Here is a 25,132-nt window from a genome sequence, read left to right as displayed (position 1 = left end):
TCGCTACTCATTGGGCGGTCTTTTTTGTTTTAGGCAACAAGGGGATTGGAAAACTATGGCACAGCAAGAAGCAGCAACCAATAGCTCGGACTTTGTTTCGAATGAACCTCTACGCGTAGGTATCGTCGTCGGAGAACTCTCGGGTGACACGCTTGGCGAGGGTTTTATTAAAGCGGTCAAATCACAATATCCGAATGCTGAATTCGTGGGTATTGGCGGACCAAAAATGAAAGCGCTTGGTTGTGAGTCTCTTTTCGAAATGGAAGAGCTTGCCGTGATGGGGCTTGTAGAAGTGCTTGGTCGTTTACCTCGTTTGTTAAAAGTGAAAGCGGAACTGGTTAAGTATTTCACTCAAAACCCGCCAGATGTCTTCGTTGGTATCGATGCGCCAGATTTCAACCTAAGACTTGAATTGGATCTTAAGAACGCGGGTATTAAGACCGTTCATTATGTCAGCCCTTCAGTATGGGCATGGCGTCCAAAGCGTATCTTTAAAATCGATAAAGCAACCGACTTGGTGCTGGCTTTCTTGCCGTTCGAAAAGGCATTCTACGATAAATATAATGTTGCTTGTGAATTTGTTGGCCATACATTGGCAGACACCATTCCACTAGAACCGAATAAAAAAGAAGCTCGCGAGCTTTTAGGTTTAGATCAAGATAAGCCTTGGTTAGCCGTATTACCGGGTAGTCGCGGTGGTGAGATGAGTTTGATTGCTCAACCCTTTATTGAGACTTGCCAGCGTATTAAGCAAAAATACCCTGATGTCAACTTTGTTGTTGCGCTCGTTAATGAGCAACGTAAAAAGCAGTTCACTGAAATTTGGCAATCGACGGCACCTGAACTTGAATTTACATTGGTAGAAGATACCGCCACCAACGTGATTACCGCTGCTGATTCTGTTCTGTTAGCTTCGGGTACTGTTGCTCTCGAATGCATGTTGCTGAAACGCCCAATGGTCGTTGGCTACAAAGTAAATAAACTGACGGGTTATATTGTTAAGAAATTATCGATTACTGAGTTCGTATCGTTGCCGAACATTTTGGCTGGCGAAGAGATTGTGAAAGAGCATATTCTTGATGAGTGTCACCCAGACTTCTTGTTTCCGTCTGTCGATAAGATGCTATCCGCTGATAACAGCGCATTAATCGAACGCTTTACCGAGATGCATCATTGGATTCGTAAAGACGCGGATAAACAAGCGGCTAACGCGGTATTGAAATTGATAGATCGACCATGTGTTGAGTCATAAAGTGCTCGTTTACAGAACATTAAGAGAAGAATTATGGCAGTAAAAGAGAAAAAAGAGCTTCCTCCTTTTGAGTATCCTCAAGGCTACCAATTATTTGCTGGTGTTGATGAAGTAGGGCGCGGGCCGTTAGTTGGCGATGTTGTTACTGCTGCGGTTATCCTCGATCCTAATAATCCAATCGAAGATTTGAACGACTCAAAGAAACTGTCTGAGAAGAAGCGTCTGGCTCTGTTTCCTGAAATCAAAGAGAAAGCCTTGGCTTGGTCTGTTGGCCGTTGTTCCCCGCAAGAAATTGATGAGTGGAATATTCTGCAAGCGACCATGATTGCTATGCAGCGAGCGATCGCAGGGCTAAGCGTTCAACCTGATATGGCACTAATCGATGGAAACCGCGTTCCTGAACTGCCGATGGATGGTCTTGCTATTGTAAAAGGGGACTTGCGAGTTGCTGAAATCAGTGCGGCATCTATCATCGCTAAAGTTGTTCGTGACCAAGAGATGGAAGAACTTGATAAACTTCATCCAGAGTTTGGTTTTGCTAAACATAAAGGTTATCCGACCAAAGCGCATTTCGAAGCGATTGAAAAACACGGTGTAACCGAGCATTACCGCAAAAGCTTTAAGCCAGTAAAGCGCATTTTAGGTCTCGATTAAAGCTCGTCGACTAAGGCTGTATATTGATTAGGGCTTAGTATTGGTTAGAGCTTTATATTGCTTAGACTCATGTTGACCGGAGCAAGGCATCGAATAAAGTTGCTTATTTGCGGTAGAAAAAAATAGAATACACACAGTTGTAATCCTAGGCCTAAACCTAGAACTCAGGAAAAATAATGTCAGATCCAAAATTTGTTCACCTACGCGTACACAGTGATTTTTCGATGGTGGATGGCCTATCTAAGGTGCCACCATTAGTTAAGAAAGTCGCTGAAATGGGTATGCCCGCTCTAGCATTGACCGACTTTACTAACCTATGTGGCTTGGTGAAATTTTACGGTACTGCCCATGGGTGTGGGGTTAAGCCAATTATTGGTGCTGACTTCTTGATGCAGTCTCAGGATTTTGGCGATGAATTGACCAAACTCACTGTTATTGCAACGAATAATAAAGGTTACAACAACCTAACATTATTGATTTCAAAAGCTTACCTTCGTGGTCATGTACAACATCAGCCTGTTATTGATAAAGAGTGGCTGATTGAACATGCCGAAGGCCTGATTCTTCTATCGGGAGCAAAAGAGGGTGAGATTGGTAAGGCGTTGCTGAAAGGCAATCGAGAGTTGGTTGCAAGCAGCGTTGAGTTTTACAAAACACATTTCGCAGACCGTTTTTATCTGGAGCTCATTCGTACTGGGCGCCCGGATGAAGAGTCTTATCTGCACTTTGCGCTAGAGCTTGCTGAACAAGAAGACCTGCCTGTTGTCGCGACCAACGAAGTGGTTTTCATTTCTGAAGACTTGTTTGATGCCCATGAAATTCGTGTGGCTATTCACGACGGTTTTACAATGGTTGATCCACGTCGACCGAAAAACTACAGCTCACAACAATACTTGCGTAGTGAAGAAGAGATGTGTGAGTTGTTCTCAGACATCCCTGAAGCACTGGAAAACAGTGTCGAAATTGCTAAGCGTTGTAACGTAACAGTTCGACTGGGCGAATACTTCTTACCTAACTTCCCAACGGAAGGTTTGGCGATTGAAGACTTCTTGATTAAAAAATCAGAAGAAGGCCTTGAGCGTCGTTTAGCGTTTCTATTCCCTGATGAGAAAATTCGAGCTGAACGCAGACCTGAATACGATGAGCGACTTAAGATTGAACTTGAAGTTGTCAACAATATGGGGTTCCCGGGTTACTTCTTGATCGTAATGGAGTTCATCCAGTGGTCAAAAGATAACGACGTACCAGTAGGTCCGGGTCGTGGTTCTGGTGCCGGTTCTTTGGTGGCTTACGCATTGGATATCACCGATCTTGATCCACTTGAATATGACTTGCTGTTCGAACGTTTCTTGAACCCAGAACGTGTATCTATGCCCGATTTCGATATCGACTTCTGCATGGATAAACGCGACCAAGTTATTGATCACGTAGCCGAGATGTACGGTCGTGATGCCGTTTCTCAGATCATCACCTTTGGTACTATGGCGGCAAAAGCGGTAATTCGTGACGTTGGCCGAGTCTTGGGCCACCCGTTTGGTTTCGTTGACCGTATTTCTAAGCTAGTTCCACCTGATCCGGGCATGACGCTAGAGAAGGCCTTCCTTGCTGAGCCAGCATTGCCAGAACTCTACGACGGTGATGAAGAAGTACGCGAACTGATTGATAAGTGTCGTATTCTTGAGGGTTGTACGCGAAATGCCGGTAAGCACGCGGGTGGTGTTGTTATCTCACCCACCACGATTACCGACTTTGCACCTATTTATGCCGATGCGGAAGGCAACTTCCCGGTAACGCAATTCGATAAGAATGACGTTGAAACCGCCGGTTTGGTTAAATTCGACTTCTTGGGTCTACGTACCCTGACCATCATCGATTGGGCGTTAGGCCTCGTAAACCCACGCTTGAAGAAAGAGGGTAAAGAGCCGGTTCGTATTGAATCGATTCCTCTAGATGACCAAGCGTCATTTAACCTATTACAAAATTCTGAAACGACGGCGGTATTCCAACTGGAATCACGCGGTATGAAAGATCTGATCAAGCGTCTACAACCCGACTCTTTTGAAGATATCATCGCATTGGTAGCTTTGTTCCGTCCGGGCCCTCTGCAATCAGGCATGGTAGATAACTTTATCGACCGTAAACACGGCCGAGAAGCTGTATCTTATCCTGATGAAACGTGGCAACACGAATCGTTAAAAGAAACACTAGAACCGACTTACGGCATCATCCTGTATCAAGAACAGGTAATGCAAATCGCTCAGATCCTTGCGGGTTATACGCTTGGTGGAGCCGATATGTTGCGTCGTGCGATGGGTAAGAAAAAGCCTGAAGAGATGGCAAAACAGCGCGGTACCTTTAAAGAAGGTGCTGAAGCCAATGGTGTTGATGGCGAACTGTCCATGAAGATCTTTGACTTGGTAGAGAAGTTTGCGGGCTACGGCTTTAACAAATCTCACTCGGCTGCATACGCACTGGTTTCTTATCAAACGCTGTGGCTGAAAACCCATTACCCAGCGGAGTTTATGGCAGCGGTAATGACCGCAGATATGGATAACACCGAAAAGGTTATTGGCCTTGTCGATGAGTGTTTCCGAATGAAGCTCAAGCTACTTCCACCCGATATCAACTCGGGTCTATACCGCTTTAATGTCGATGAAGACGGCGCGATTGTTTATGGTATTGGTGCGATTAAGGGGGTGGGTGAAGGCCCTATTGAAGCCATCATTGAAGCGCGAAATAAAGGCGGTTACTTTAAAGATTTATTCGACTTCTGTGCACGTCTTGATCTGAAGAAGGTCAACAAACGTGTTATTGAAAAGTTGATTCTATCCGGCGCGTTAGATAGATTAGGTCCTCACCGAGCTGCGATGATGGCATCATTGAAAGATGCGGTGAAGGCGGCGAGTCAACATCACCATGCCGAGTCGTTTGGTCAATCGGATATGTTCGGTGTGTTAACCGATGCTCCAGAAGAAGTTGAACACAAGTATACCCAAGTACCTAAATGGCCTGAAAAAGTTTGGCTTGAAGGTGAACGTGAAACGCTGGGCTTGTATTTAACAGGTCACCCGGTTAATGCTTACATTAAAGAGTTAGCCAAATACACTAGCTGTCGTTTGAAAGACACTACGCCAACTCGTCGTGATCAGTCTTTGACGATTGCAGGTTTGGTGATCGCAGCTAGGGTAATGACCACGAAGCGTGGAACTCGAATTGGTTTGATGACTCTTGACGACCGATCAGGACGAATGGAAGTGATGTTGTTCTCTGATGCGCTCGATCGCTACGCTGAATTGCTCGAAAAAGACAAAATTGTGGTCGTTTCTGGACAGGTCAGCTTTGATGATTTCAATGGTGGGCTTAAAATGTCCGCGCGCGAGGTCATGGACTTAGGAAGCGCCCGTGAGAAATATGCTCGTGGGGTGTCGATATCTATCGACCAATCCCAAATTAATGGTCAATTTTTTGAACGCTTTAGTCAAATCTTAGAACCTTATAGAGCCGGAACGGTCCCAGTCAATGTATACTACCAGCGTGCCGACGCTAGAGCGCGGTTAACATTGGGCACAGAATGGCGTGTGACGCCAAGTGATACATTACTAGACGAATTAAAACAGCTGCTTGGAAATAGCCAAGTAGAACTCGAATTTAACTAAAATTTAGCTCCATGAATGCGGAGCTGAATCAACAAGGATTCATAGATGAGCCTGAACTTTCTAGAATTTGAAAAGCCTATCGCTGAACTTGAAGCAAAAATCGAAGCGCTACGCGACGTTTCGCGTCACGGTGGTGACACAGCGGTAGATCTAGACAAAGAAATCGAACAACTAGAGAAAAAAAGCTTAGAGCTTAAACAGAAAATCTTTAGTGACTTAGGTGCATGGCAGGTAGCTCAACTTGCTCGTCACCCTCAACGTCCTTACACCAAAGATTACCTGGAGCATGCCTTCACAGAATTTGAAGAGATGGCGGGCGATCGCGCTTTCGCTGACGACAAAGCAATTGTGGGTGGTATGGCTCGTCTAAATGGTCGTCCTGTTATGGTTATTGGTCACCAGAAAGGTCGTGAGACTAAAGAAAAAGTGATTCGTAACTTTGGTATGCCAAAGCCAGAAGGTTACCGTAAGGCACTTCGCCTAATGGAAACAGCTGAACGTTTCAACATGCCAATCATTACTTTCATCGACACAGCGGGTGCATACCCAGGTGTTGGTGCAGAAGAGCGTGGTCAATCTGAAGCTATCGCAAAGAACCTTAAAGTTATGGCTGGCCTATCTGTGCCAGTTATCTGTAACGTTGTTGGTGAAGGCGGTTCAGGTGGTGCACTAGCGATTGGTGTTGGTGACTACGTGAACATGCTTCAGTACTCTACGTACTCAGTAATCTCTCCAGAAGGTTGTGCTTCAATCTTGTGGCGTGATTCAGATAAAGCACCACAAGCTGCTGAAGCGATGGGCCTAGTTGCTCCTCGTCTGAAAGATCTTGAGCTTATCGACGAAATCATTCCTGAGCCTCTAGGTGGCGCGCACCGCGACCCAGTACAAACGGCTCAGAACATGAAAGACATGCTAGTTAAACAGCTAGAAGAGCTAGAGCAGTTTGATAACGAAGCACTACTTGAGCGTCGTTACCAACGCCTAATGAGCTACGGTTACTGCTGATAAGCGTGCCTTGAAATGAGGCAGCTTCAAGTAACAAGATGATGAAAGGGTTGGACTCAGTGCCAACCCTTTTTTATTATTAGAACATTCTCCCTTCAAACCTATTCTCATGGTTCACTCACTCATGACTCACATAATCGAAACCTTCACATCTGTACTTAATCAAAGCGCACTCAAGCCTCATCGGTTGATCGTGGCTTTCAGTGGCGGTGTTGATTCTCGAGTTTTGTTAGAGTTAGCAGCGCAGTACGCGCAAACGCATGGCATTGAGTGCTGCGCGGTGCACGTTCACCACGGTTTAAGCAACAATGCTGATCACTGGGCTGAGCAGTGCCAAACATGGTGTGATGCTTTGTCAGTTTCGTTAGCTGTAGAGCGAGTCTCGCTGGATATCGACAGTGGTGAGAGCGTAGAAAAGCTGGCTCGAGATGCTCGTTATAATGCGTTTCAGAAGCACCTGATTTTTGGTGATATTCTCATTACAGGTCAACACATCGACGACCAACTTGAGACATTCTTGTTAGCATTGAAGCGTGGCAGTGGTCCGAAAGGACTTTCTTCAATGGCGAAAGTGATGTCGTTTGGCGAAGCGTTTATCGTTCGACCGCTACTTTCAGTGACTCGATCAGACATTGAAGCGTCGGCGCACGACATGGGTTTAACTTGGGTGGAAGATGAGAGTAATCAGGATCTGCGTTTTGACCGTAACTTTATTCGCCATCAAGTAACGCCAACGCTGACTGAGCGATGGCCCAATTTTCGAGATGCGGTCAGTCGCAGTGCTCAATTATGTGCAGAGCAAGAGTTACTGTTGGATGAGTTGCTTGAATCACACTTTCAGCAAGCTTTAGGGGATAGCCAAAACTTAAGCGTTGAGGCGTTATCTCAACACTCAGACTTGTTACGAGCACGCCTGCTAAGAATGTGGTTGAGTCATTGCAATCAACCGATGCCGAGTAAAAAGCAGCTCAAGCTTATTTGGGATGAAGTCGCATGCGCTCAGACGGACGCCAACCCTAAGCTGGTGTTGAATGATGCCGAAGTTCGACGCTTTAATCATCAGCTCTATTTGGTGAGAGAGACTAAAGACTTATCCGACTGGCAAAGCCATCTTTCAATGGGTGAGAGTTTGACGCTACCCGATGGCTTAGGGGAGTTACGCTTAAATTCAGCACTGAGTGATGGCGAATCTAACAACCGTGATGTGCAAAGCTTTAGTTTGTCGGATACAAGCGCAACACTAAGAGTGATCTTTAACCCTGAAGGACTCTCGGCTCACCCTGTTGGGCGCGGGCATAGTAGAAAGCTCAAGAAGCTGTTTCAGGAATACCAAGTACCCAGTTGGTTAAGACGCAGAACGCCGATATTAATGGATGGCGATCGAGTGATCGCTGTTTTAGGCTTATTCGTAGATAAAAACTACGAAGGTCAAGATTGTGAAGCGCTTTGGAGCAAGTAGAAAAAGTTTGTGTCACAATTCACCGTCACTTTAATAAAAATAATTAATGGAATATGCAATGAAGAAAATTACACTAGGATTAGTTCTCGGACTTGGACTATTGAGTGGTAACGCTCTGGCGGGTGATGTTGCTGCGGGCCAAGCTAAAGCAGCAATCTGTGCGGCTTGTCATGGCGCCGATGGTATCGCTATGATCCCAGGTTACCCAAACCTGAAAGGACAAAACGAGCAGTACATCGTTTCATCGATCAACGCTTACAAAACAAAACAGCGTAATGGTGGCTTGGCCGCTGTGATGCAGGCTCAAGCTTCTATGCTGAGTGATGAAGATATCGCGAATCTAGCCGCTTACTACGCAAGCCTTAAGTAAAACCTTCTCAAAGCGCTGATTAAACAAGATGATAAATTTCGAGCCAGAGCTTTAAAGCTCTGGCTTTTTTCATTGAATGTTTACTATAGCTAACCGATAATGAGCTATTCGCACAGTTTAAGGGATGAACATGAAAAAGATTGAAGCCATTATCAAGCCATTCAAACTTGATGATGTACGTGAAGCACTTGCAGAAGTGGGTATTACGGGTATGACAGTATCTGAAGTTAAAGGCTTTGGACGCCAGAAAGGTCATACTGAGCTATATCGCGGCGCAGAGTACATGGTCGACTTTTTACCTAAAGTGAAATTGGAAATCGTTGTGACCGACGAAGTGGCTGACCAGTGTGTTGATACCATTATCGAAACGGCTCAAACCGGTAAAATCGGCGACGGTAAGATCTTCATTACAGACGTTGAACGTGTGGTACGTATTCGTACTGGCGAAGAAGACGAAGACGCCGTATAAAAAAACTATTACCCTAAAAGGAGCGTTTATCGCTCCTTTTTCATTTCTGGTAGGGTGCTTTATGTTTAAGAAAACCATCATTGTTATCACGCTATTGATAACGCTTGCTGTCGTTAGTTTTCATTTTATCTTCGTGATCCCGAATAAACCCAACCTGATCACTTCCTCTCAAAGTACCAGTAACGACATCTACAGTTGTTACCAAAACTCTGCACCGAAAGCGATTGATGTGTCTGATGGTTTAGACATTACGGTGTGGAATATCTACAAGCAAAACCGAAATAATTGGCAGAGTGAGTTAAATAAGCTGTCGGCAGGTAGCGATTTAGTCTTGCTGCAAGAAGCGAGTATGACAGTAGAGCTTCGCCAATGGGTAACGAGCGGCCAGTGGGGAAGCACTCGTGTGAATGCGTTTGAAGCCTTTGAAAAAAGTGCTGGCGTACTTAACTTAGCGACGCATTTACCGATCGAAGCTTGTGCGTATACTCATGAAGAACCTTGGCTTCAATTGCCTAAATCGGCGCTTTGGTCTCGTTACCAACTTAGTAACGGCGAACAACTGGCGGTTATTAATATCCATGCTGTGAACTTTACCTTTGGTACGGAAGATTACGAGGCTCAGCTCAAGAGCTTAACTGACAATCTGCAACAGTATCGTGGGCCTGTTATTTTTGCTGGGGATTTTAATAGCTGGAGTGAGGCTCGCTTTGCGGTATTGAAAGGCGCGTTGGAACAGGTCGGTTTGACGGAGGTTGCCTTTGAACCGGATAACCGAACTCAGTTTATGACAGGATTGGTGCTCGACCATGTGTTCTATCGAGGGCTAGAGGTAGAAAATGCAAAAGCGCCCATTACGGACGCTTCTGATCATAACCCTATGCGAGTGACCTTTAAGGCTAAATAGTTATTAGCTATTGGAGCTTAACTATTCGCACGGTGGTTACGTTGGGTAATCTAACGGAGCAAATAGGCTAGAGAGTTTTCGCTAGCCTTACCTCTTCAACCTAAAAGATTAAAATGTAGAGCGCCCAGATTAGGTAGTAGCCAACCCATGGTAAGCCTGAAATCACAAGCGCTTGCCCACGTTCAAACTCAGTCCACGTTAATACGGCTGCATAACCCAACACGATATACCATGGTAATAACAGTGGTAAAGAGCTGGCAAACTGCGACCAATCATTGGTCAGTGGTAACTTGATTAAGCCGTTTAAGCTGTTCAAGTCAGCAGCGTAGCTCATCACTTGTCCATGCTTGAGTATCAGGCTTGCGTAGCTTGCTACGTCACCTAAAACAGCCGGGAATATCACAACCGATGCCGCTGCAAACCATCGCCAAAAGCTATGTTGATGCTGGCTTGGTTTGGTTGCTAGATTAAACCAGAATGCCAACAGAATGATGGTTAATGTTCGGCCAAACACATCGCTGATGATTTCACTCGCGAGTAGGGTATTACTGTCAAGTAACGCCAATTGGTCAGGGTTCGTTTGAGCCAGTTGTTGTGACAATTCTGCACTTAACCATGCAAAATCTACATTCGAAAAATAAGCACCCCAGAATAAAAATGGGCTGAGCATTAATACGACGTAGGGTTGCCATCCCCAAGCACTTCGCTGATAAAGCGCTAAGAAACAAGCTGTTGGTGAACGGAATATATCCAACAGCATGACGAGTGGGTTACTTGACGGGTTCATACACTTACCTTAGTTACATCAACATACAGCTTCAGTTTTTGTCCTGGCTGTAGGTATTTCTTGTTCTGCAAAGCGTTCCATTTTACAACATCTGCGCTTTTTACTTTGAACTTTGATGCAATACCGCTGACTGTGTCACCTGATCTTACGTTATAAAAGACAGTTCGAATGATGGCACCGTCGGAACTATTCTTCCAAATGACCAGTTCTTGACCAATTCGAAGCGTGTCGCGTGGCCCCATACCATTCCACTTAGCCAGTGATTGATGAGATACCTTATTTGCGCGTGCAATCGTCCATAGGCTGTCACCACTTTTTACGGTATGACTAAGCTTATATTGACCTCGACTCTTCGACTGTGTGCTTGCTAGGCGATTTGAAGCGCTTAGTGCGTATGTCTTGTCGTCTTTGGTGGATGTTGGGATAAGTAAGTGCTGTCCAATACGAATATTGTTGTTGCTTAAACCGTTTGCAGAGCGGATCACTTTGCTGGTGGTGTTATATTTACTTGCTAGTACGCTAATGCTGTCACCAGACTGAACCTTGTAACGCACCAACTTCATGCCTTTGCCTTTATTGGCCGCCACTTCTTTGTTGAACTTTTCAACAGAGCCTAGAGGAAGCAATAATTGCTGATGCTTTTCAGGTGCCGTCGCCCATTGGTTATAAGCGGGGTTGTAGCCTTGCAGCTCTTTGACTGGAATACCTGCGTAGCTTGCAGCAATCGCTAAATCAAGCTGTTCGTTTGGGTTAACCAGGGCCAGTACTGGCTTATTTGGAATCGCAGGGATATCGATGCCATACTTTTCTTGGTTGGCAATCACATCAGCTAGAGCAAGCAGTTTAGGTACGTAGCTGCTGGTCTCTCTTGGTAAGTCCAAAGAGAAGAAGTCGATTGGCTTACCCAGCTTCTTGTTCTTGCGGATAGCACTGTTTACACGACCGCCACCACTATTATAGGCAGCAATGGCATGGTTCCAATCGCCATCGAAACGTCGGTTAAGGTCTGAGAGGAAATCCAATGCGGCGTCAGTAGAGGCAGCCACATCACGACGACCGTCGTACCAGAAGTTCTGTTCAAGCCCGTAGTCTTTGCCTGTGCCAGAAATGAATTGCCATAGACCTGCTGCGCTGCCATGAGAGTAGGCAAACGCATCGAAAGAACTTTCTACAACGGGTAATAGTGCCAATTCTAGTGGTAAGCCTTTTTCTTCAATCTTAGTTGTGATCAGATAAAGGAAAGGTTCAGCACGTTGTGAGACGGTTTTTAGATGACTAGGGTGCTTTAAATACCAAGTTCGGTAGTAATCAACCTTCTTTTGGTCGGGTACTTCCATTTCAAGTTGCATCGCAATACGTTTCCAAACATCTTCTTGTGTTTGTGGAGTAACGACAGGTGCTTCAACTTTTTGATCTTCTTTGGCTGTTGCTTCTGATGAAGCGTTCGCTTGAGAAACTTCTTTAGTAGGAGATGTGTTGGTTTGCTCGGAAGCTTGGTCTGGATTCTCTGACTGAGTTAATTGGCAACCAGAAAGTAGTAATACCAAAGCCCAGCTGTACTTAACTCGCATGTTACAGCCTTTTTAATTAACGGCCGGTGATAATACTTGCCACCCCCTATGAGTGACAAGTCTGTATTTGTTAAAATTCGTTCTTCCACGCACGTAAAGCGGTAAATACCGATAAAGGATCGGTCTGCTCAGTACGATTAGATACTGATTTCACTACACTTGGCTCGGTATAGCGCAAGAAAGGGTTCACAAACTTCTCTTGTCTCAAATTTGTGGGGATGGTCGACTTATTCTGAGCTCGGAGTCGGTTCACTTGGTCGCGATATTGCTGCAAATGTTGGTTGTCAGGCTCAACCGCTAATGCGAAAGCGATGTTCGCGGCGGTGTATTCATGAGCACAGTAAACCTCGGTTTCTTGAGGAAGTGCTGTGATCTTGTTCAGTGCATCAAACATTTGCTGTGGCGTGCCTTCCATGATTCGACCACAGCCTGCTGAAAACAGCACATCGCCACAAAATAGTTTGGCATCGCCCACAAAACCAATGTGACCAGCGGTGTGGCCACTGAGCCCGAGTACTAAAAAGATTTCACCAAACAATTCTAATTGGTCACCATCATCAACGGGGTGAGTTAAGGTCGGGATCGGTTCATTCCTTGGACCCACTACATCTATGCTTGGAAATTGTCTGACTAGTTCTGGAACGCCACCAATGTGATCATGGTGGTGGTGTGTAATCAAGATTGCATCTAAAGTTAGCTCATGATGTGCTAAGTACTCTAATACTGGAGCCGCATCACCAGGGTCGACGACAGCACAACGACGATCGCTATTTTGAATCAGCCAGATGTAATTGTCGTTAAATGCAGGTATGCTTTTGATATGTAACATTATTGATTCTCCAGTCACTTTTAGTGAGACAGAATAAGTGAGACAGGTTATTGATGAAGCCAGCACGTAGCAGAAAGAAGTTTGAGCGTCCTTACACTTGGGCACAATTGCACAATGGGGACTGGTTGAGAGAATCTATTCAAACTCGACTCGATGAGTGGTGCCCAAAGCTATTTGGTTACCATATGCTCAAGCTTGGCGGTCTCAGTAGTGAGATTTCTAGCTGCACATGCAACATTCAACATCAAGTAAACCTAGATATCCAGAACCCATTACATAATGTGATAGCGGATGTCTATAATTTACCCTTTTTGGAGAAAAGCTTTGATGTTGTGGTGCTGAGTCATCAGTTAGATTATAGCAATGACCCGCATCGATTATTGAGAGAAGTCGACCGAGTGATGATGGACGATGGTTATATCATCATTACCGGCTTCAATCCGTTTAGTATTACCGGACTCGCAAGTTTACTGCCTTGGCGAAAGAACAGCTTGCCTTGGAGTGGACGTATGTACACGCCAAACCGAATTAAAGACTGGTTAGGTGTATTGAACTACGAAGTGATTCACTGCGATACCTATGCACTATTTCCGATGAGTAAGTATCAGGCGATGTGGACGTGGTTGGAGAATAGTTTAGGTGGCTGTGCTTCCTTTGCTGGCAGCCAATACTTTATTGTTGCTCGTAAACGAACTTACCCACTTAAGCCTATCAAGCCACATTGGCACCTTAAGCGACGTTTCTCTCCGGTTGGAGCAAGCTTTAGGACCAATACGCGTCGTACCATGGATTCAGCTAAAGCTTCATATCCGTTGAAAACAGAAAAAGCCGACTAGTAGTCGGCTTTTCATCTATTAATTAGGTTAATCAATTATCAACTAGTTTAAGAAGCTATCAATTAGGTTAGGAAACTATCAATCAGGTTTGGAAAGTATGAATCTGTTTCTGAAATCTGCATCTCATTTAAAAGATGGTTAGCTTGGTTGATAGCCCGTATCTTCTTGAGTCGGATTCTCCGCTGCATTTCGCGCTAAATCATCACACATTTCATTTTCTCGGTGCCCAGCGTGTCCTTTAACCCAGCGCCAATCAACACTATGACGAGCAGTTTCTTTATCGAGCCTTTGCCACAGGTCTGCGTTTTTAACCGGTTTCTTGTCGGCGGTTTTCCAGTCACGCTTTTTCCAGTTGTGGATCCACTGTGTGATGCCTTGGCGAACGTATTGGCTATCCGTGGTCAGAATCACGGAGCAAGGTTCCTTGAGTGCTTGGAGAGCGATGACAGCTGCGAGCATTTCCATACGGTTGTTGGTCGTTAGTGTAAAGCCTTCGGCTAGTGTCTTTTCTACTTTTTTATAGCGAAGTACGATGCCATAGCCACCAGGACCTGGGTTGCCTAAACAAGAACCGTCAGTGAAAATTTCAACTTGTTTCGTCATGATTTGATACTATTACCTCAAGCACATTATCGGCATAGTCTGACACAGTTATCCTTATGAATACCAGTAGCACTCCAGAACAAAACACGAACGAAAAAAACAGTTCGGACGAAAATAAGCGCATCATTGTACTCGATACCGAAACCACCGGTATGAATACAGAAGGTGGCCCTCACTATATGGGGCATCGCATCGTTGAAATTGGTGCGGTAGAGATCATCAACCGTAGGCTGACCGGGCGTCACTTCCACGTCTATATAAAGCCCGATCGTGCGATTCAAGAAGAGGCGATTGGCGTTCACGGTATTACCGATGAATTCTTGATTGATAAGCCAGAATACCAAGACATACATAAAGAGTTTCTCGACTTTATCAAAGGTGCTGAGCTGGTAGCTCATAACGCGCCCTTCGATACGGGCTTTATGGACTATGAGTTTGAGAAGCTAAACTCAGCGATAGGTAAAACGGATGACTACTGTAAAGTTACCGATACCTTGGCCATGGCGAAGAAGATATTTCCAGGCAAAAGAAACAACCTAGATATCTTATGTGATCGTTACGGTATTGATAACTCGCACCGTACCCTCCACGGCGCATTGCTCGATGCGGAGATCCTAGCCGACGTCTATTTATTGATGACGGGTGGGCAAACTTCGCTGCAATTTAACGCAGGCCAAAAGGAAGGTGAAGGTGAAAGTATACGAAGAGCAGAAAGTGGTCGAAAATCCCTAAAGGTTTTACGAGCTACGGCCGATGAAGTAGAAGCGCATCAAAGTCGTTTAGATCTCGTCGAGAAAAGCGGAAGCTGCCTCTGGCGTCAGTAGGGAGAAACTATGTTAAGGGTATTGGCTACCGGTTACTTATTGCTGTTAAGCTTTAGCTTACATGCGGCAACAGAATCCGTAATGAGTTTATTGGACAACCGTTTTCGCGTTGATCCCAGTATTGAACAAGTCACCTTTGTGATTTATCGAGCCGGTAACTCTAAACCTGTCGTTTTGGTTCGTCCGGATGGCAAGAAATACTACTCTTGGCGCAATGCTGATAATGTCCGTTGGTACGAAGAATCATCCATGGACATCATATCTATCGACAAACCGATGCCAGGACCTTGGCAAGCGGTAGGTAAAGTCTCACCTAAGAACAACATCAAGCTATTGTCTCACCTTGTTTTGGATGCCAATGACTTCCCAGACAAACTGTATCAAACCGAACACATTAAATTTACGGCTCGTTTGACCTCTGACGGCAAGCCTCTTGTGCTGCGTGATTTTTTAGATCGCGTGAAACTTAAGGTCACTTTTACTAAGTTCGTTGAAAATGAAGAGTCTTTAGTGAGAGAGGCGCGCCCAATTCCGGTTGTGATGGGCGAGTTTGCCGACGATGGCAGTGGTCTTGATGAACAAGCCGGAGATGGCGTTTTCACTGTGTCGTTGCCGATTGATATTGAGCCCGGTAAATACCGCGCGCGTATTACTTCTGGCAATGGTGTGTTCCTGCGAGCGCAAGAGCAAGAAGTTTTGGTGTACCCAACACCGATCACTACAACCTTCATTCAGTCTCGAAAAGAGGGGCAGCCTCATACGATTGTCGTTTCAGGGGAGCCGGGCATGATTGCGCCTAGTTCGTTAGCGGTTCATGTTGAACACAAGGCTCCGGATGAATACGAAATGTATAAGCAGGGCCAAGCTGAGGTCGATGCAATGAAAGTCGCTTTAGAGCTGCCTTATAATGGCGATTTGGGGATTTATAACTGGTCGGGGATGGTTTACGCTACTGATGCCTCAAGCCAACGTCCACTGATCTTTCCCATTACCGAGCACTCGTACAGCGTTGTTGAAGATATCGACTTAGCGGAGTCACGACGCCTGCAAGAACAAGCGCTTGCTGAGCAAAAGCGTATCGCAGCAGAGTTGATGATACTTCAGAAGCGAGAAGATGACAGACAGCGCAGTATTATCATTATTGCGGTGGGTAATGTGGTCGCGATTCTATTAGGTTTATTGATTTGGTTTGTGGTTCGTCGGGTAAAGGCGAAGAAAAAAGCTCAACCAGAGATGCAGCTTAAGGCTCCTAAGTAACTCGCCTATATCATTGGAGTTGTCTTGAGAGAGCAAACTTCGAGAGAACAAATCTCGAGAAAGTAAGCATTAAAATTTGTGACAACGATGTCATGAACAAAAAAAACGGGACTCATAGGAGTCCCGTTTTTGTTTCTTTTTCTAACCTTAAGCGACGTTATCAATCGATTGGTCTGGGTACTGAGACTTTGCTGCAAGCTCCTCAGGAGAGAAGTCGTCAACGTTAATCGTGTACAGTCTATGTTCCTCGGCGCTAATCAGCAAATCTGCCTCTTCTTGCGTTAAGATGCCTTTCTCTAACCCTAATTGAGCAACAAGGTCTAGTCGTAAGAAAGCGCGCTTTTGGTGCGTCTCTTTGCAGACTTTGTTGAATAGAGGTTCTGCTTGAAGAATCACTTCTAACGCTTTTTCAATCTTACCTACTGGGTTGTATTCAGTCGCTTCCAAGTATTGGCCACGGCCGATACGAGAACGTGTTTCGCTTGGCGTTTGTAGAATGTGCGCGACTTGGCTATCCAGTTTGTCGTTTGGTGCACGACGAATGCGACCGAATGGCATCAACACAACACGAAGTAAACGGCCAATCACAGGATTAGGGAAGTTCGCTAGGAACTCATCAATCGCAACTTCAGTCTGACGTAAACTATCTTGCATGCCCCAATGTACTAACGGTAAGTCTTCAGCGTGGCTGCCTTCACTTTCGAAGCGCTTAAGTGTTGCTGAACCTAGGTACAGTTGGCTTAGGATATCGCCTAATCTTGCTGATAGGCGCTCTCTGCGTTTCAGTGAACCACCCAAAACGGCCATTGAAATGTCAGAAAGTAGCGCTAAGTTGGCACTGTAGCGGTTCAATTTTTGGTAGTAGCGTTGAGTTTGTTTGTCCGCTTTATTAGATGGTGTTGGCGTGTCTGAGCCTCGACCATCGGTTAAACCAAACCACACACTGCGGACTAGGTTGCTCATCGTAAAGCTAACGTGTCCTGCTAACGCTGAATCAAACTTATCCAGTGCATCGCTGCTTTCAGAATAAGCGGCTTCCATTTCATTCAGTACGTAAGGATGACAACGAATTGCACCTTGACCATAGATGATCATCGAACGAGTTAGGATGTTGGCACCTTCCACGGTAATCGCGATTGGCGCGCCTTGGTAGCTACGAGCTAAGAAGTTTGATGGACCTAAGCAAATACCTTTACCACCGACGATATCCATCGCATCGATGATGCTGCGTTGGCCACGGTGAGTACAGTGGTACTTCACGATTGCTGAGATAACCGAAGGCTTTTCGCCAAGATCGATACCTGCAACCGTTAGGTTACTCGCTGCATCCATTACGTAGGCATTACCTGCTAAGCGTGCAAGCGGCTCTTCAACCCCTTCCATACGACCAATAGGTTGTTTGAACTGGCGACGAATGCGAGCGTAAGCACCGGTTGCCAGCGCAGCCGATTTAATGCCGCCCGTTGAGTTTGAAGGCAGTGTGATACCACGACCAACAGATAGACACTCAACTAGCATACGCCAGCCTTGGCCGGCCATTTTCTGGCCACCAATGATGAAATCGATAGGAACGAAGAGATCATCACCTTGGGTTGGGCCATTTTGGAACGGTACGTTAAGTGGGGAGTGACGATTACCAATCTTCACGCCTTTTAAATCTGTAGGGATAAGCGCGCAAGTGATACCGAGCTCTTGCTTGTCACCAAGTAGGCCGTCTGGATCTCGTAATTTAAACGCAAGTCCCAATACTGTTGCGACAGGTGCAAGGGTAATGTAGCGCTTGTTCCAAGTGAGTCGCATACCTAGAACTTCTTCGCCTTGCCATTGACCTTTGCATACGATGCCGTAATCGGGGATTGAACCTGCATCTGAGCCTGCTTCTGGGCTAGTTAGGGCAAAACAAGGGATCTCTTTACCTTCCGCTAAGCGGGGTAGGTAGTGGTTTCTTTGTTCTTCTGTACCGTAGTGCTGCAATAGCTCACCGGGGCCTAACGAGTTAGGTACGCCAACGGTTGATGACAATACGCTAGAAACGCCCGTTAGCTTTTGTAGCACTAAAGATTGAGCGTAAGCTGAGAATTCTAAACCGCCATACTTTTTCTTGATGATCATTGCGAAGAATTTATGGTCTTTCAGGTATTGCCATACTTCTGGTGGCAAATCAGCCAGCTCATGCGTTACTTGGTAATCATTGACCATTTCACACACTGTATTTACTGGACCATCTAAAAATGCTTGCTCAGCTTCAGACAGCTTAGGGTCAGCGATGTTTTGAAGTTTCTTCCATTCAGGCTTGCCTTTGAACAGCTCTGCTTCCCACCACACAGTACCCGCTTCTAATGCTTCCTTTTCTGTCTGAGACATTGCAGGCAGTACTTTTTTAAACAAAGAAAGTGCTTTTTGACTGATGATAGTCTGACGAATTGCCGGTACAGCAAAAATCGCAATGGCTAAGAGATAGCAAAGCCAGCCAGTGACAGCAACGCCGCCAAACAGTGTTAATGCTACCATTGTGCCGGTTAATACGATTAATGCGCGTACTAGGCTAACTCTATGGTAAAGACAGACGCTTAAGACTGCTGTCATGCCGAGTAGGGAGAGCAATATGTTCATGATCGATTTCCTTTTCAGAGATCACTTATTGTTATTAAGTTTAGGTAAGAGGTCTAACCAGTCAAGTGTAAACAAAATATTAAATATTTGTAAAACTCCAAGGTGGGTAAAAAGTGATCTCAATAGAGTTAAAGTTCTAATTGTGAGAGGTTGGTGGCGAATATTTGGGCGGATCGGCAGCGATAGGCTAATAAAGGTGGCAATCTTTGGGCTTAAGTGTCGACACTATTTCATGTTTGTGGGTAAACTCAATGATAAAGAGGGGGAAACCCCCAGTTCTCATTTCGCGCACTTTAAGTTGCGTCAAAAAAATAAGAGATAAGCCTTATGTACCATGACCTAATCAAAAGTGAATTGAACGAAGCTGCTGACGTTCTTAACAAGTTCTTGAGTGATGACCATAACATTGCCCAAATTGAAGCTGCCGCAAAACTGATTGCAGATTCATTTAAGCAAGAGGGTAAAGTACTTTCTTGTGGTAACGGTGGCTCACACTGTGATGCGATGCACTTCGCGGAAGAGCTTACTGGCCGATACCGTGAAAATCGTCCAGGTTACGCTGGTATTGCGATTTCAGACCCTAGCCATTTATCTTGTGTAAGTAACGACTTTGGCTACGATCACGTATTTTCTCGTTATGTAGAAGCCGTAGGCCGTAAGGGTGACGTGTTGTTTGGTTTATCGACTTCAGGTAACTCTGTCAACATTTTGAAAGCGATTGAAGCTGCTCAAGCTAAAGGCATGAAAACCATCGCGCTAACCGGTAAAGATGGCGGTAAAATGGCAGGTTGTGCCGATATCGAAATTCGAGTTCCACATTTTGGTTACGCTGACCGCATCCAAGAGATTCACATTAAGATCATCCACATTGTGATTCAGCTTGTTGAAAAAGAAATGGAATAATAGTTTTAAAGACATTTGGGGCCCAACTTAGGCTCCATTGGTTTTGATAGGGAGTAGATTAAACCATGTGTGAATTGCTCGGTATGAGCGCGAATGTGCCAACTGATATTTGTTTTAGCTTTACTGGTCTTATGCAGCGTGGAGGCAATACTGGCCCGCACCGCGATGGCTGGGGTATTACTTTCTATGAAGGAAAGGGTTTTCGTACGTTTAAAGATCCTAACCCTAGTTGTGAATCCAAGATCGCTGAGTTGGTTCAAAACTACCCAATTAAAAGTCAAGCTGTTGTCAGTCATATCCGTCAAGCCAATCGTGGTGGCGTTAATCTAGAAAATACTCACCCATTTACCCGTGAGCTTTGGGGACGATACTGGACCTTCGCACATAATGGCCAATTAACGGATTACGATGATCTGGTTAGTGGTCGTTTCAGACCGGTCGGTGAGACGGACAGTGAACTGTCTTTCTGTTGGTTAGTGAAACAACTAGAAGACCGTTTTCCTGAGCCACCTCAAGACATGGAAGGTATGTTTCGCTTTGTCGCTGAGTGTTGTGATCAGCTAAGAGATAAAGGCGTCTTCAACATGTTACTCAGTGATGGCGAGTACGTGATGACCTACTGTACGAATCATTTGTACTGGATAACAAGACGCGCGCCTTTTGGTAATGCGAGCCTGATTGATGAAGATGTTGAGATAAACTTCCAAGAAGAGACCACGCCGAATGATGTGGTCACGGTGGTAGCAACTCAGCCTCTAACATGCAATGAAGAGTGGTTTAGAATGAAGCCGGGCGAATACGCGTTGTTTCATTTTGGTGAGCTGATCGGCAATAACCACAAAGCATTGGAAGATGTTGCTTATGCACCTAAAAAGGTTGCAAGCCAAGCACCAACTGAGCCATTGAGCTAAACGTTCCGAATAGTATCATTTTTGATCCGAACAAAAGAAAGGCCGCTTACTGAACTAATAAGTCAGTAAGCGGCCTTTTTGTTTTCTGATTTTTAAGGGCTGCTCTTCAGTGATTTACTTTTTATTCCGTGATTTACTATTGCGAGAATAGCTATACGAATTACTCTTCTGCGTAACCGTGATTGCCTAATACTTTACCGTCTAAGACAGCTTGCCCGTTTACCATCGATAAACGATCTTCGGCAAACCATTTACAGACCATAGGGTAAATGCAGTGTTCTTGAGTCAGCACTCGACTTGCTAACATGTCAGCATCATCATCTTCAAATACTGGCACCTTAGCCTGTAAGATCACTGGGCCACCATCGAGTTCTTCGGTAACAAAGTGAACGCTGGTGCCGTGTTCTTTGTCTTGCGCATCAATGGCACGCTGGTGGGTGTGTAAGCCTGGGTACTTAGGTAACAGAGAAGGGTGGATATTGATCATTTTCCCCGCGTAATGGCGAACAAACTCTGAACTCAGAATACGCATATAGCCAGCGAGTACGATTAGATCGGGTTGGTACGCATCGATCTGAACCATCAATTCATGATCAAACTCTTCACGGGAGTTAAATTCTTTTGGATTCACCGAGTGAGCGCCAACACCTGCTGATTTTGCACGCTCTAGACCAAAAGCATCCGCTTTATTTGAGAAAACGGCCTTAACAGAGGCGTCAATCGTGTGGCTATCACAGGCATCCAAAATGGCTTGCAAGTTACTTCCGCTTCCTGAGACTAAAACGACGATGTTTTTCTTAGAGTGACTGTTATTCATAGAATGGCTGTTCTTCATAGGGTGGGTCATGCGATTGGTTAACCGAAGTATTTACAATGTACCTACATAAACTAAGGTTTTCTGCGGGCTAAATAGCAAAATGAGGACCATAAGGTCCTCATTGATTAACTAAGTAAGTGAGCGTATCACTTATTTGATTTCTACTTGCTCTTCGCCAGCTTCAGAGTTTGCGATCTCACCGATAACCCAAGCGTTTTCGCCTTCAGCTTTCAGTAGTTCAACAGCAGCGTCTGCTTGATCTTTAGGTAGAGCAACAACTAGGCCTACACCACAGTTGAAAGTGCGGTACATTTCAAATGTTTCCACGTTCCCTTTCTCTTGTAGCCAGTTGAAGATAGCAGGCCATTCCCAGCTTTTTCCGTCAATCACTGCTTTAGTGCCTTCAGGAAGTACGCGTGGGATGTTTTCCCAGAAACCACCACCTGTGATGTGCGAGATAGCATGAATGTCATGCTCAGCAATCATCTTAAGTGCCGATTTGATGTAAATCTTAGTCGGTTCTAGTAGGTGCTCACCAATAGTACGACCTTCTAGCTCTTCACTTTTATCAGCACCAGAAACTTCTAGAACTTTACGAATTAAAGAGTAACCGTTTGAGTGTGGACCACTTGAACCAACAGCGATAAGTGCGTCACCTGCAGCTACTTTAGTGCCATCGATGATGTCAGCTTTTTCTACGACACCAACACAGAAGCCAGCAACATCGTAGTCATCGCCTTCGTACATGCCAGGCATTTCAGCCGTTTCACCACCGATTAGTGCACAACCTGCTTGAACACAACCTTCAGCAATACCTGAAACAACGTCTGCAGCTGTATCTACATCTAGCTTACCTGTTGCGTAGTAGTCTAGGAAGAATAACGGCTCACCACCTTGAACGATTAAGTCGTTCACACACATTGCCACTAGATCGATACCAATGGTGTCGTGTTTTTTCAGATCCAAAGCAAGGCGAAGTTTAGTACCAACACCATCAGTACCTGAAACAAGTACTGGCTCTTTGTATTTCGTTGGAAGTTCACATAGGGCGCCAAAGCCACCAATACCGCCCATTACTTCAGGGCGACGAGTGCGTTTAACAGCACCTTTGATACGGTCTACTAGTGCATTACCTGCGTCGATATCAACACCAGCGTCTTTGTAGCTTAGAGAAGAAGTATTACCACTCACGGGATAGTCCTCGAACTTAAGTTGGATGTGAAAACGGCGCTATTCTAACAGGGCTTGATTACCAAGAGCAAACGTTTGCGCGGTTTTTTTTATTAGAATAAAGATTCTGAAATAACCCCACAGTTCGTGTATAATCTACAGGTTTGTTTAAATATTGCCGGAGTTGGAAATGAAAGTTGTTGAAGTGAAACACCCGCTAGTAAAACATAAAATTGGCCTGATGCGTGAAGGTGACATTAGCACTAAGCGTTTTCGTGAGCTAGCGACAGAAGTGGGTAGCCTTCTAACATACGAAGCGACATCAGATTTTGAAACTGAGCGTGTGACGATTAACGGTTGGAACGGTCCAGTAGAAGTTGACCAAATTAAAGGTAAAAAAGTAACTGTAGTGCCAATCCTACGTGCTGGTCTAGGCATGATGGACGGCGTTCTTGAGCACATCCCAAGTGCACGTATCAGCGTTGTGGGTATCTACCGTGACGAAGAAACGCTTGAGCCAGTACCATACTTCAACAAGCTTGCATCTAACATCGACGAGCGTATTGCTCTAGTGGTAGATCCAATGCTTGCGACGGGTGGTTCTATGATCGCGACTATCGACCTTATGAAAGAGAAAGGTTGTAAGCACTTTAAGATTCTTGTGCTTGTTGCTGCTCCTGAAGGTATCGCTGCTCTAGAAAAAGCGCACCCAGATGTTGAGCTGTACACGGCTGCAATCGATGAGAAGCTAAACGACAAGGGCTACATTGTTCCTGGTCTTGGCGATGCTGGTGATAAGATCTTCGGTACTAAGTAATTCAGTTTCGGTTTAAGTTAATTTAAAGAGTTTTTAAACTTAACTGAACCTGCTTAATTAGCCGTATAAATAAAAGGGAAAGCATTCGATGCTCTCCCTTTTTTGATCTTGTTAGGTTGTGATTCTTTTGAATCTAGCCTTACCGATAAATTAATCGATTTGAGCTTTGTCTACTACGGTGTTGTCGCCTAATTCTTCTGGAAGGACTAGGTTAAGTAGGATTGCCACGATACCGCATAAGCTTACGCCCTGTAGGCTAAAGTCACCGATGCCAAATGCCATGCCGCCAATACCGAAGACTAACGTAATACCCACAATCACAAGGTTGCGTGATTTATGTAGGTCTACTTTATTCTGAATTAGAGTATTCAAGCCTACGGTTGCGATAGAACCAAACAGTAGAATCATGATGCCGCCCATCACAGGAACTGGGATCGTTTGCAGAAGAGCGCCTAGCTTACCTACTAGAGCCAGAACAATCGCTGTCACTGCTGCCCAAGTCATGATCACTGGGTTGAATGCTTTAGTCAGCATTACAGCACCCGTTACTTCACTGTAGGTTGTATTGGGTGGCGCGCCCAGCATAGAAGCGGCAATCGTTGCCACACCATCACCAGTAATGGTGCGGTGTAAGCCTGGTTTCTTAAGGTAGTCTTTACCGGTTACGTTCGAGATAGCAAGCATGTCGCCCACGTGCTCAACAGCAGGTGCAATTGCCACAAACACCATAAAGAAGATAGCGTTGATGTTGAATTCTGGTGCCGTGAAGTTTGGTAGTGCTAACCAAGCTGCTTGAGCTACGGGGGTAAAATCAACTACGCCGTATACCAAGCTCGTTACGTAACCCGCAACAATGCCACCAAAGATAGGCAATAATTTAAGGAAGCCTTTCGAGAAAACACTGATGACAATCGTCACTAGCAATGAAATAGACGAGATCCATAACGCGGCGTCTGCATCGATAAGTTGAACCGCACCATCGCCGGTTTTGCCTAGCGCCATGTTTACTGCAACAGGCGCAAGACCTAAGCCGATAACCATGATCACAGGGCCAACCACGACGGGTGGAAGCAGTTTATGGATGAAGGCTACGCCACGCACTTTAATCAACGCGCCCATTAAGACATACACAACACCTGCTGCCATTAGGCCGCCCATGGTTGCACCGACACCCCAAGTTTGAATACCAAACATGATAGGCGCGATGAATGCAAAAGAAGACGCTAAGAAGATTGGCACTGAACGGCGTGTAATAAGTTGGAATAAAAGGGTACCGATACCCGCGCCAAAGAGTGCAACGTTGGGATCGAGTCCAGTCAGTAGCGGCACTAATACAAGCGCACCAAAAGCTACAAACAGCATTTGTGCACCTTGCAGAGCATTCTTCATGTTATGTCCTTAAAAATGGTCGTTATATGAAAAGTG

General features: G+C 45.2%; 22 protein-coding genes. 14 read left to right on the top strand and 8 right to left on the bottom strand.

Annotated features, from left to right (window positions below):
• The first annotated feature begins 55 nt into the window (after positions 1–55).
• From lpxB to L3V36_RS15125, 8 genes are all read left to right on the top strand, one after another.
• Entirely contained in the window at positions 56–1,252 is a 1,197-nt protein-coding gene (gene lpxB, locus L3V36_RS15160) for a lipid-A-disaccharide synthase (protein WP_102447208.1), read from the top strand.
• A 33-nt stretch (positions 1,253–1,285) separates the two neighbouring features.
• Positions 1,286–1,906, top strand: a complete 621-nt coding sequence (gene rnhB / locus L3V36_RS15155) for a ribonuclease HII (protein WP_102447207.1) — start codon at positions 1,286–1,288, stop codon at positions 1,904–1,906.
• A 176-nt stretch (positions 1,907–2,082) separates the two neighbouring features.
• On the top strand, positions 2,083–5,562 hold the full coding sequence (gene dnaE / locus L3V36_RS15150; RefSeq protein WP_102447206.1) for a DNA polymerase III subunit alpha: 3,480 nt from the start codon (positions 2,083–2,085) through the stop codon (positions 5,560–5,562).
• 45 nt (positions 5,563–5,607) lie between these two features.
• Positions 5,608–6,567, top strand: a complete 960-nt coding sequence (gene accA, locus L3V36_RS15145) for an acetyl-CoA carboxylase carboxyl transferase subunit alpha (RefSeq protein ID WP_004734336.1) — start codon at positions 5,608–5,610, stop codon at positions 6,565–6,567.
• Between the two features lie 124 nt (positions 6,568–6,691).
• A complete protein-coding gene (gene tilS / locus L3V36_RS15140; RefSeq protein ID WP_102447205.1) occupies positions 6,692–8,026 on the top strand; it encodes a tRNA lysidine(34) synthetase TilS in 1,335 nt (444 codons plus the stop codon).
• 58 nt (positions 8,027–8,084) lie between these two features.
• A complete protein-coding gene (locus tag L3V36_RS15135) occupies positions 8,085–8,396 on the top strand; it encodes a cytochrome c (RefSeq protein ID WP_029222103.1) in 312 nt (103 codons plus the stop codon).
• A gap of 130 nt (positions 8,397–8,526) precedes the next feature.
• Positions 8,527–8,865 (top strand): nitrogen regulatory protein P-II, encoded by a 339-nt coding sequence (gene glnB / locus L3V36_RS15130; RefSeq protein ID WP_004738609.1) that lies wholly within the window; start codon positions 8,527–8,529, stop codon positions 8,863–8,865.
• 61 nt (positions 8,866–8,926) lie between these two features.
• The gene (locus L3V36_RS15125; protein WP_102447204.1) at positions 8,927–9,769 is read left to right on the top strand and encodes an endonuclease/exonuclease/phosphatase family protein; all 843 of its coding nucleotides are present in this window, start codon (positions 8,927–8,929) and stop codon (positions 9,767–9,769) included.
• A gap of 100 nt (positions 9,770–9,869) precedes the next feature.
• On the opposite strand, the gene L3V36_RS15120 is transcribed toward L3V36_RS15125, so the two are convergent.
• The 3 genes from L3V36_RS15120 to gloB all read right to left on the bottom strand — a co-directional run bounded on the left by L3V36_RS15120 (position 9,870) and on the right by gloB (position 12,956).
• Positions 9,870–10,556: a YIP1 family protein gene (locus L3V36_RS15120; protein ID WP_004734331.1), complete on the bottom strand. Its 687-nt coding sequence runs from the start codon at positions 10,554–10,556 to the stop codon at positions 9,870–9,872.
• The gene (locus tag L3V36_RS15115; protein ID WP_065681347.1) at positions 10,553–12,127 is read right to left on the bottom strand and encodes a LysM peptidoglycan-binding domain-containing protein; all 1,575 of its coding nucleotides are present in this window, start codon (positions 12,125–12,127) and stop codon (positions 10,553–10,555) included. The genes L3V36_RS15120 and L3V36_RS15115 overlap by 4 nt, the downstream gene beginning before the upstream one ends.
• A gap of 70 nt (positions 12,128–12,197) precedes the next feature.
• Positions 12,198–12,956 (bottom strand): hydroxyacylglutathione hydrolase, encoded by a 759-nt coding sequence (gene gloB / locus L3V36_RS15110; RefSeq protein ID WP_102447203.1) that lies wholly within the window; start codon positions 12,954–12,956, stop codon positions 12,198–12,200.
• 53 nt (positions 12,957–13,009) lie between these two features.
• Here gloB and L3V36_RS15105 point away from each other — a divergent pair, with 53 nt between their 5' ends.
• Entirely contained in the window at positions 13,010–13,792 is a 783-nt protein-coding gene (locus L3V36_RS15105) for a class I SAM-dependent methyltransferase (RefSeq protein ID WP_004734328.1), read from the top strand.
• A 138-nt stretch (positions 13,793–13,930) separates the two neighbouring features.
• Here the strand turns inward: L3V36_RS15105 and rnhA are convergent, their stop codons facing one another.
• Positions 13,931–14,395, bottom strand: coding sequence for a ribonuclease HI (rnhA, locus tag L3V36_RS15100; RefSeq protein WP_004734327.1), 465 nt, complete (start codon positions 14,393–14,395; stop codon positions 13,931–13,933).
• Between the two features lie 56 nt (positions 14,396–14,451).
• Here rnhA and dnaQ point away from each other — a divergent pair, with 56 nt between their 5' ends.
• The gene (dnaQ, locus tag L3V36_RS15095; RefSeq protein ID WP_004734326.1) at positions 14,452–15,219 is read left to right on the top strand and encodes a DNA polymerase III subunit epsilon; all 768 of its coding nucleotides are present in this window, start codon (positions 14,452–14,454) and stop codon (positions 15,217–15,219) included.
• A 9-nt stretch (positions 15,220–15,228) separates the two neighbouring features.
• The gene (locus L3V36_RS15090) at positions 15,229–16,476 is read left to right on the top strand and encodes a TIGR03503 family protein (RefSeq protein ID WP_102447202.1); all 1,248 of its coding nucleotides are present in this window, start codon (positions 15,229–15,231) and stop codon (positions 16,474–16,476) included.
• A gap of 147 nt (positions 16,477–16,623) precedes the next feature.
• On the opposite strand, the gene fadE is transcribed toward L3V36_RS15090, so the two are convergent.
• On the bottom strand, positions 16,624–19,089 hold the full coding sequence (gene fadE, locus L3V36_RS15085) for an acyl-CoA dehydrogenase FadE (protein ID WP_102447201.1): 2,466 nt from the start codon (positions 19,087–19,089) through the stop codon (positions 16,624–16,626).
• 327 nt (positions 19,090–19,416) lie between these two features.
• On the opposite strand from fadE, the gene lpcA reads away from it, so the two are divergent.
• Both lpcA and L3V36_RS15075 read left to right on the top strand, forming a co-directional pair.
• Positions 19,417–19,992, top strand: a complete 576-nt coding sequence (gene lpcA / locus L3V36_RS15080) for a D-sedoheptulose 7-phosphate isomerase (RefSeq protein ID WP_017096171.1) — start codon at positions 19,417–19,419, stop codon at positions 19,990–19,992.
• Between the two features lie 65 nt (positions 19,993–20,057).
• Positions 20,058–20,903: a class II glutamine amidotransferase gene (locus L3V36_RS15075; RefSeq protein WP_017084136.1), complete on the top strand. Its 846-nt coding sequence runs from the start codon at positions 20,058–20,060 to the stop codon at positions 20,901–20,903.
• Between the two features lie 160 nt (positions 20,904–21,063).
• On the opposite strand, the gene purN is transcribed toward L3V36_RS15075, so the two are convergent.
• Positions 21,064–21,750, bottom strand: coding sequence for a phosphoribosylglycinamide formyltransferase (purN, locus tag L3V36_RS15070; RefSeq protein ID WP_017096172.1), 687 nt, complete (start codon positions 21,748–21,750; stop codon positions 21,064–21,066).
• A gap of 120 nt (positions 21,751–21,870) precedes the next feature.
• Positions 21,871–22,911, bottom strand: a complete 1,041-nt coding sequence (gene purM, locus L3V36_RS15065) for a phosphoribosylformylglycinamidine cyclo-ligase (RefSeq protein WP_004734319.1) — start codon at positions 22,909–22,911, stop codon at positions 21,871–21,873.
• Positions 22,912–23,080: 169 nt separating this feature from the next.
• Between purM and upp the strand changes: the two genes are divergently transcribed.
• Complete coding sequence (gene upp / locus L3V36_RS15060) at positions 23,081–23,707, top strand: uracil phosphoribosyltransferase (RefSeq protein ID WP_004734318.1); 627 nt, start codon at positions 23,081–23,083, stop codon at positions 23,705–23,707.
• A gap of 150 nt (positions 23,708–23,857) precedes the next feature.
• Here the strand turns inward: upp and L3V36_RS15055 are convergent, their stop codons facing one another.
• Positions 23,858–25,096, bottom strand: coding sequence for a uracil-xanthine permease family protein (locus L3V36_RS15055; RefSeq protein WP_004734317.1), 1,239 nt, complete (start codon positions 25,094–25,096; stop codon positions 23,858–23,860).
• Between the last annotated feature and the right edge of the window lie 36 nt (positions 25,097–25,132).

This window comes from Vibrio sp. G-C-1 (assembly GCF_021728015.1).
Classification (GTDB): Bacteria; Pseudomonadota; Gammaproteobacteria; order Enterobacterales; family Vibrionaceae; genus Vibrio; species Vibrio splendidus.
Note: the sequence above shows the minus strand (reverse complement) of the source record. Positions and strands in the feature narration are given on the sequence as shown.

Bases quoted from the DNA above. Each gene is read 5' to 3' on its own strand.
- L3V36_RS15135 (WP_029222103.1), top strand. From the start codon at position 8,085: ATGAAGAAAATTACACTAGGATTAGTTCTCGGACTTGGACTATTGAGT.
- L3V36_RS15055 (WP_004734317.1), bottom strand. From the start codon at position 25,096: ATGAAGAATGCTCTGCAAGGTGCACAAATGCTGTTTGTAGCTTTTGGT.
- dnaE (WP_102447206.1), top strand. From the start codon at position 2,083: ATGTCAGATCCAAAATTTGTTCACCTACGCGTACACAGTGATTTTTCG.
- fadE (WP_102447201.1), bottom strand. From the start codon at position 19,089: ATGAACATATTGCTCTCCCTACTCGGCATGACAGCAGTCTTAAGCGTC.
- gloB (WP_102447203.1), bottom strand. From the start codon at position 12,956: ATGTTACATATCAAAAGCATACCTGCATTTAACGACAATTACATCTGG.
- rnhB (WP_102447207.1), top strand. From the start codon at position 1,286: ATGGCAGTAAAAGAGAAAAAAGAGCTTCCTCCTTTTGAGTATCCTCAA.
- L3V36_RS15105 (WP_004734328.1), top strand. From the start codon at position 13,010: ATGAAGCCAGCACGTAGCAGAAAGAAGTTTGAGCGTCCTTACACTTGG.
- lpcA (WP_017096171.1), top strand. From the start codon at position 19,417: ATGTACCATGACCTAATCAAAAGTGAATTGAACGAAGCTGCTGACGTT.
- dnaQ (WP_004734326.1), top strand. From the start codon at position 14,452: ATGAATACCAGTAGCACTCCAGAACAAAACACGAACGAAAAAAACAGT.
- glnB (WP_004738609.1), top strand. From the start codon at position 8,527: ATGAAAAAGATTGAAGCCATTATCAAGCCATTCAAACTTGATGATGTA.
- L3V36_RS15125 (WP_102447204.1), top strand. From the start codon at position 8,927: ATGTTTAAGAAAACCATCATTGTTATCACGCTATTGATAACGCTTGCT.
- tilS (WP_102447205.1), top strand. From the start codon at position 6,692: ATGACTCACATAATCGAAACCTTCACATCTGTACTTAATCAAAGCGCA.
- L3V36_RS15075 (WP_017084136.1), top strand. From the start codon at position 20,058: ATGTGTGAATTGCTCGGTATGAGCGCGAATGTGCCAACTGATATTTGT.
- upp (WP_004734318.1), top strand. From the start codon at position 23,081: ATGAAAGTTGTTGAAGTGAAACACCCGCTAGTAAAACATAAAATTGGC.
- purN (WP_017096172.1), bottom strand. From the start codon at position 21,750: ATGACCCACCCTATGAAGAACAGCCATTCTATGAATAACAGTCACTCT.
- L3V36_RS15120 (WP_004734331.1), bottom strand. From the start codon at position 10,556: ATGAACCCGTCAAGTAACCCACTCGTCATGCTGTTGGATATATTCCGT.
- lpxB (WP_102447208.1), top strand. From the start codon at position 56: ATGGCACAGCAAGAAGCAGCAACCAATAGCTCGGACTTTGTTTCGAAT.
- rnhA (WP_004734327.1), bottom strand. From the start codon at position 14,395: ATGACGAAACAAGTTGAAATTTTCACTGACGGTTCTTGTTTAGGCAAC.
- L3V36_RS15090 (WP_102447202.1), top strand. From the start codon at position 15,229: ATGTTAAGGGTATTGGCTACCGGTTACTTATTGCTGTTAAGCTTTAGC.
- L3V36_RS15115 (WP_065681347.1), bottom strand. From the start codon at position 12,127: ATGCGAGTTAAGTACAGCTGGGCTTTGGTATTACTACTTTCTGGTTGC.
- accA (WP_004734336.1), top strand. From the start codon at position 5,608: ATGAGCCTGAACTTTCTAGAATTTGAAAAGCCTATCGCTGAACTTGAA.